The following is a 6921-nucleotide window of genomic DNA, read 5'->3' on the forward strand; positions in this document are numbered from 1 at the left end:
CGAATGCATAAGGAGCAATCAACGGTCCCCGAATCGATTTTTCTTTCTTAACAACGACTTGCCAATCGTCTGCGACGGGGGTGTCAAATTCGCCGACAGAATGCCGAAAGATCTACCGGGAATTCATGGGTAATGAGTAAGGCAGCGATAGTATTTCCGGAGGTACGCACGGCAGGCCGCGTCGTAAAAAGTACCTGCTTCGTCTGCACGACAATCACTTCATGCCCGCTTGCGTTAGCATCGGACGCATGCGCTCTATCCCCCATCCTGCAAAACCAAGCCAAAGCGGAACCCTCTTCCCGCCCATCGAGCCCTGGCAATCCGGCCGGCTCGACGTTGGCGACGGGCACGCGATCTATTTCGAGCAATGCGGCAACCCGTCCGGACTACCGGTGGTCGTCCTGCACGGCGGGCCGGCGAGTGGATGTTCGCCGCGGATGCGCCAGCTCTTCGACCCGACGCTGTTCCGCGTCGTACTCTTCGACCAGAGGGGCTGCGGCCGCAGCACGCCGCGCGGCGAATGCGCGCACAACACCACGGCCGATCTCGTCGCCGATATCGAGCGTCTGCGCGAGCACCAGGGCGTCGAGCGCTGGCTTGTCGCAGGTGGATCCTGGGGAGCGGCGCTCGGCATCGCCTACTGCGCCGCGCACCGCGACGCCTGTCTCGGCGCGGTGCTGCGCGGTGTGTTCCTGACCGGCCGGAGCGATCTCGACTGGTTCTTCGGCGGCGCCGGCGCCTTGGTGCCGGACGCGTGGGCACGCCTGCTGACGTTCGTCCCGGCCGCCGCGCACGGACGAGTCGGCAAATGGCTGTTCGACGCCGTCTGCGGAGCGGACCGCGGACGCGCGCTCGAAGCGGTCCGCCACTGGATCGCGTGGGAGCAGGCGCTCGACACCGGCGCAGTGCAGGCGCTGTCCGACCTCGACGACGCGGCAGCGCAGGCCGCAGTCGACAAGTACGGCGTCCAGGCGCACTACCTGCGCCGGGAATGCTTCCTCGGGGAAGATGTCTTGCTCGAACGCGCATCCCGCCTCGCCGGCCTGCCGGTCGCGATCGTGCACGGACGCGAAGACCGCGTATGCCGACCGATCAACGGGCAAATCCTGCACCGGGCGATCGCCGGCAGCCGGCTGGCACTCGTCGACGGTGCCGGCCACAACCCTTTTTCGGCACCAATGGCGGCTGCATTCGTGGCTGCGCTGGCGGATTTCGCGGCCTGCGGCAACTTCCCCGAGTGACCCCGAAAACCAGTCCTTGACAATATCTGCCTAAGCAGCGATATTACTGCTCAGGCAGTTACTGACTGAATCGAGCAGCGAGCATGACCAAGCAAGAAATCCCGAACAGCGCCGAGACCCCGCTCTATACGCCCGAGAACTGGACGATGGACGAAAGCATCGGCTACCTGCTGACCCAAGTGCGCGGCCGCATGGTCGCCGCCATCGACGCCGAACTCGCGCCGCTGGACATCACCTGGGCGCAGTGGGGCATCCTGCTGCAGATCGCCAACGGCAAGGCTGAGACCGCCGCTGAGCTGTGCCGCAACACCGGCTGCGACACCGGCTCGACGACGCGAATGCTCGACCGTCTTGAGCAAAAGGGCCTGATGCGCCGCGAACGCAGCACTGAGGACCGCCGCATCGTGCATCTGCGGCTGACCGAAGCCGGCAAGGAACTCTATCCACAACTCCCCGAGATCGCGCTGAAGGTGCTCAATCGCCACCTGAATGGCTTCACCCGCAGCGAACTCGAGCTGTTCAAGAGCTTCCTGCGTCGCATGATCGCGAACGCGGATTCGGCCTGAGTCGCTGATTTTTTTTGACCTGATTACTGCCTAAGCAGCCACGGCCCAGCCTGTAACATCCTTGGCAGATTTCCTGGAGTCCATCATGAGCTTCCGCCCCCTGCTGCTCGCCACCCTCAGCGCCGCCGTGCTCACGGCTTGCGCCAGCTTCGAGGGATTCGCGCCGCGCGCCGGCCTCGACGATACCAACCGTCTTGCCACCGGCACCACGCTCGCCGGCACTTCGGCGGCGACCGCCGCGTGGCCGGTGACGAACTGGTGGTCGGCCTTCGGCGACGCGCAGCTCGATCGGCTAATGGACGAAGCGCTGGCCGCAAGCCCGAGCCTGCGCATCGCGCGCGCTCGTCTGGATCGCGCGAACGCTGTGGCCGGTCTCGCCGACGCCGCGCGTATGCCGCAAGTCACCGGAAATGCGACGAGCACGAACCAGCGCTTCAGCGAGAACGGCCAGGTGCCGCCGCCGCTCGCCGGCTCGACCAAGACCTCCAACCGGGCCGCGCTCGATTTCAGCTACGAGCTGGACTTCTGGGGCAAGAACGCCGCGGCCTTCGAATCGGCCGTCGGCAATGTCCGCGCGGCCGAGGCCGAGGCGCAACAGGCGCGCCTGCTCCTGTCCTCCGCGCTCGCCCGCAGCTACATCCAGCTGCAGCGCGAGTACGAGCAGCAGGACATCGCCGAGGCACTGCTGCAGCAACGCCGTCAGCTGCAGGACCTGACCGAGCGCCGTGTGCACGCCGGCCTCGACACGGCTGTCGAGCTGCAGCAGGCCTCTGCCGCAATTCCCGTGACCGAAGCCGAACTTGCCGCCATCCACGAACGCCAGGCGCTGATCCGCAACCAGATCGCCGCGCTGCTCGGCGCCGGGCCGGATCGCGGCCTCGCGATCGAGCGCCCGAAGGTCGATGTCACCCAGACGCTCGCGCTGCCCTCGGTGCTGCCCGCCGAACTGATCGGCCGCCGTCCGGACGTCGTCGCGCAACGCTGGCGCGTCGAGGCTGCGGCGAAGGACATCGACGTCGCGAAAGCGCAGTTCTACCCCAACGTGAATCTCGTCGCCTTCGACGGCTTCCAGTCGATCGGCCTCGGCCATTTCCTCGACGCCGGCAGCCGCATCGCCGGAGCGGGGCCGGCGATCAGCCTGCCGATCTTCGAGGGCGGACGCCTCCGCAGCCAGCTCGCGGCACGCGACGCGGATTACGACGCGGCGGCCGAGCAGTACAACGCCACGCTCGTCGAGGCGCTGCGCGACGTTGCCGATCAGGTGGCGTCGTGGCGCGCGATCGACACTCAACTCGAACAGAGCCGTACCGCACTCGGCCGCCTCGACGAAGCCTATCGCCTCGCGACGCTGCGCTACCGCGAAGGCCTGTCGACCTACCTGACCGTGCTCAGCGTCGAGGCGCAGGTGCTCGGCCAGCGCCGCCAGGTCGCCGACCTCGAGGCCCGCAAGCGCGACACCGCGGTCGGCCTTGCGCGCGCGCTCGGTGGCGGCTTCCAGCCCGACACGCTGCCGCCCCCCTCCCAGACCTCCCAGACTACCCGTACCCCCGCAGCCGCTTAAGCCCCCGGCCCAGAAGGAGAACAACGATGACCCCCAACCCCGCCCCAGCCGCCGCCGCGACAGAATCCGCCCCCCGCCGCAAGCGCCTGATGCTCGCTCTGACCGGTCTCTTCGCCGCCGCCGGCATCGCCTACGGCAGCTACTGGGCCCTCTTCGCGCGCCATGTCGAAAAGACCGACGACGCCTACGTCGCCGGCAACGTCGTGCAGATCACCCCGCGCACCGCCGGCACCGTGCTCGCGATCCACGCGGACGACACCGACTTCGTGCGCAGCGGCGAATCGCTGGTCGAGCTCGACCAGGCCGACGCGAAGCTCGCGCTCGAACACGCGCAGGCTCAGCTCGCGCAGACCGTGCGTGAAGTGCGCACGCTGTTCGCGACGAGCAATGCGCTGTCGGCGAATACGAAGCTGCGCGAAGCCGACGTTGCGAAGGCCCGCGACGACCTCGCGCGCCGCCAGGCACTGGCCGGCAGCGGCGCCGTCTCTGCCGAGGAGATCGAACACGCCCGCACCGCGCTCGCCGCCGCCAGCGCCGCGCTCGCCGCGTCGCAGGAACAATTCGCATCGAACCACGCGCTGATCGACAACGCGACCGTCGAGCAGCACCCGCGCGTCCTCGCGGCTGCCGCCCAGGTCCGCGAAGCCTGGCTCGCCTACGAGCGCACCGAGATCCCCGCCCCAGTCTCCGGCTATGTCGCGAAGCGCGCGGTGCAGGTCGGCCAGCGCATCGCCCCGGGAGCCCCGCTGATGGCCGTGATCCCGCTCGACCAGGTGTGGGTCGACGCGAACTTCAAGGAAGGCCAGCTCCAGCGCATGCGCATCGGCCAGCCGGTGACGCTGACTTCCGACGTCTACGGCAGCCATATCGAGTACCACGGCAAGGTCGCCGGCCTCGCGGCCGGCACCGGCTCGGCCTTCGCGCTGCTGCCGGCGCAAAACGCGACCGGCAACTGGATCAAGGTCGTGCAACGCGTGCCGGTGCGCATCGCGCTCGATCCGGCCGAACTCGGCGAGCATCCGCTGCGCGTCGGCCTGTCGATGCAGGTCGATGTCGACGTCCACGACCAGAGCGGCAAACAGCTCGCCGAAGGCGGCACGCGCCACGAGCCGGTCGCGCAGACCGAAGTGTTCTCGCAAGAGAGCGCGGGCGCGGATGCACTGGTCAAGCAGATCATCGCCACCAACCTGCACGGCACGCCCGCGCAGGACATCCCGCCGCTCGCCCGCCGCAGCGACACCACCGCCCCCGCCGCGCAGATGGCCGGCGATGCGCGCAAAAGCCAGCCGCTGATCCGCACGAAGCTGCAGCTCGCGCATTAAGCCTCCCCCTCTGCCGCAACCGGAGCTCCCGTCATGAGCCAAGCCCCCCAACCGCTCCCCCCGCTCTCGGGCGGGGCGCTGGTCCTCGCGACGGTGGCACTGTCGCTCGCGACCTTCATGAACGTGCTGGACACGACGATCGCCAACGTGTCGATCCCGACCATTTCCGGCGACGTCGGCGTCAGCGCGAGCCAGGGCACCTGGGTGATCACGTCCTTCGCCGTCGCCAACGCGATCAGCGTGCCGCTCACCGGCTGGCTCACGCAGCGCATCGGCCAGGTGAAGCTCTTCGTGTCGTCGATCGTGCTCTTCGTCATCGCCTCGTTGCTATGCGGCATGTCGACGAGCCTCGAGATGTTGATCGCCGCGCGCGTGCTGCAGGGCGCGGTCGCCGGGCCGATGATCCCGCTGTCGCAGGCGCTGCTGCTGCAGAGCTACCCGAAGGCGAAATCCGGGATGGCGCTCGCGATGTGGTCGATGACGACGCTGGTCGCCCCGGTGCTCGGCCCCATCCTCGGCGGCTGGATCTCGGACAACTACACCTGGCCGTGGATCTTCTACATCAACATCCCGGTCGGCCTCGGCGCCGCGTGGCTGACGTGGCGGCTGATGCGCACGCGCGAGTCCGCGACAAGGAAGCTCCCGATCGACGGCGTCGGGCTCGCGCTGCTCGTCCTCGGCGTCGGTGCGCTGCAGGTCATGCTGGACAAGGGCAAGGAGCTCGACTGGTTCGCGTCCGGCGAAGTCGTCACGCTCGCCGTCGTCGCCGTCGTCGCGCTGAGTTTCCTCGTCGTGTGGGAGCTCACCGACAAGCATCCGGTCGTCGATCTCACGCTCTTCAAGCGGCGCAACTTCGCCACCGGCGTGGTCTCGGTGTCGCTCGCCTACGGCCTCTTCTTCGGCATGGTCGTGCTGATGCCTCTGTGGCTGCAGCAGTTCATGGGCTACACGGCGACCTGGGCGGGGCTCGTCACGGCACCGATCGGCGTGCTCGCGCTGCTGATGTCGCCGGTCGTCGGCCGCATCATGCCGCACACCGACCCGCGGCTGATCGCGAGCTTCGCCTTCGTCGTCTTCGCGATCACGGCCTTCATGCGCTCGGGCTTCAACACCGACGCCGACATGATGGCGATCGTGATCCCGCAGCTCGTGCAGGGCGCGGCAATGGCGACCTTCTTCATCCCGCTGACCGCGCTGACACTGTCCGGCCTGCCGCCCGAGCGCATTCCCGCCGCCGCCGGCCTGTCGAACTTCTTCCGCATCACCGCGGGCGGCATGGGCGCCTCGATCTCGACGACGATGTGGGACGACCGCGCGGCGATGCACCACGCGCACCTCGTCGAACACATCTCGGTCTTCGACTCGGCCACGTCGCAGACGCTGCAAGGCATGTCCGCGCTCGGCCTCGATCCGGCGCAGGCGATGGGCATGATCGAACGCCAGGTCACGCGGCAGGCCTACATGCTGTCGGCGACGGACCTCTTCTGGGGCGCCGGCATCCTGTTCCTCGCTTTGACCGCGGTGATCTGGTTGAGCCGTCCCGTGACGGGCAAGACGGACGCGAGCAGCGCGGGCGGTGCACACTGACTGTCCGCGCGGCGAATCTCATGATTTTCTGGAGGCGTATTCAGCGCGCGTAGCGAAGTCTGCATAAGGGCTTATGGCTATAGTTCAAGCCATTCTTCGGACAAGCTCACAAATCCTTACAGGACACCGCCATGCGCCGCCACGCCACGCCGCCGACCCGCCTCCGACCCCTGCACCTCGCACTCCTTGCGGGTCTGGGCGCCGTGCCGGCAATGGCAACCATGGCGGCGGAGACGGTGCCGACGCTGAACCCGATCGTCGTAACCGGCAGCCGCGTCGAAACCGAGAGCTTCGACCTGCCCTTCTCGATCGACTCGATCGACGCCCAGGCGGTGCGCGCCGGCAACCTCGGCGTCAATGCATCGGAAACCCTGAACGGCGTCCCCGGGCTGGTCGTGCAGAACCGCCAGAACTACGCGCAGGACCTGCAGATCTCGGTCCGCGGCTTCGGCTCGCGTGCGGCCTTCGGCGTGCGCGGCATCAAGCTGATCACCGACGGTATCCCGGCGAGCACGCCGGACGGCCAGGGTCAGGCCGCGACCTTCAACCTCGACACCGCCGAACGACTCGAAGTGATGCGCGGTCCGTTCTCGTCGATCTACGGCAACGCCTCAGGCGGCGTGATCCAGCTCTTCTCCCGCGAT

General features: G+C 67.9%; 6 protein-coding genes. All 6 read left to right on the forward strand.

Going from position 1 to position 6921, the window contains the following annotated elements; translation table 11 throughout:
* Positions 1-248: 248 nt before the first annotated feature.
* On the forward strand, positions 249-1241 hold the full coding sequence (pip, locus tag VJ673_RS17010) for a prolyl aminopeptidase (RefSeq protein WP_324127342.1): 993 nt from the start codon (positions 249-251) through the stop codon (positions 1239-1241).
* 83 nt (positions 1242-1324) lie between these two features.
* Positions 1325-1807 carry a MarR family winged helix-turn-helix transcriptional regulator gene (locus tag VJ673_RS17015; protein WP_324127343.1) on the forward strand — a complete coding sequence of 161 codons (483 nt, stop codon included), beginning with the start codon at positions 1325-1327 and terminating at the stop codon, positions 1805-1807.
* A gap of 85 nt (positions 1808-1892) precedes the next feature.
* A complete protein-coding gene (locus VJ673_RS17020) occupies positions 1893-3368 on the forward strand; it encodes an efflux transporter outer membrane subunit (protein ID WP_324127344.1) in 1476 nt (491 codons plus the stop codon).
* 26 nt (positions 3369-3394) lie between these two features.
* Entirely contained in the window at positions 3395-4690 is a 1296-nt protein-coding gene (locus VJ673_RS17025) for an HlyD family secretion protein (RefSeq protein WP_324127345.1), read from the forward strand.
* Positions 4691-4723: 33 nt separating this feature from the next.
* A complete protein-coding gene (locus VJ673_RS17030; RefSeq protein WP_324127346.1) occupies positions 4724-6277 on the forward strand; it encodes a DHA2 family efflux MFS transporter permease subunit in 1554 nt (517 codons plus the stop codon).
* A 131-nt stretch (positions 6278-6408) separates the two neighbouring features.
* The coding region (locus tag VJ673_RS17035) for a TonB-dependent receptor plug domain-containing protein (RefSeq protein WP_324127348.1) at positions 6409-6921 on the forward strand (513 nt) is incomplete at its 3' end.

This window comes from Aromatoleum sp. (assembly GCF_035254505.1).
GTDB lineage: Bacteria > Pseudomonadota > Gammaproteobacteria > Burkholderiales > Rhodocyclaceae > Aromatoleum.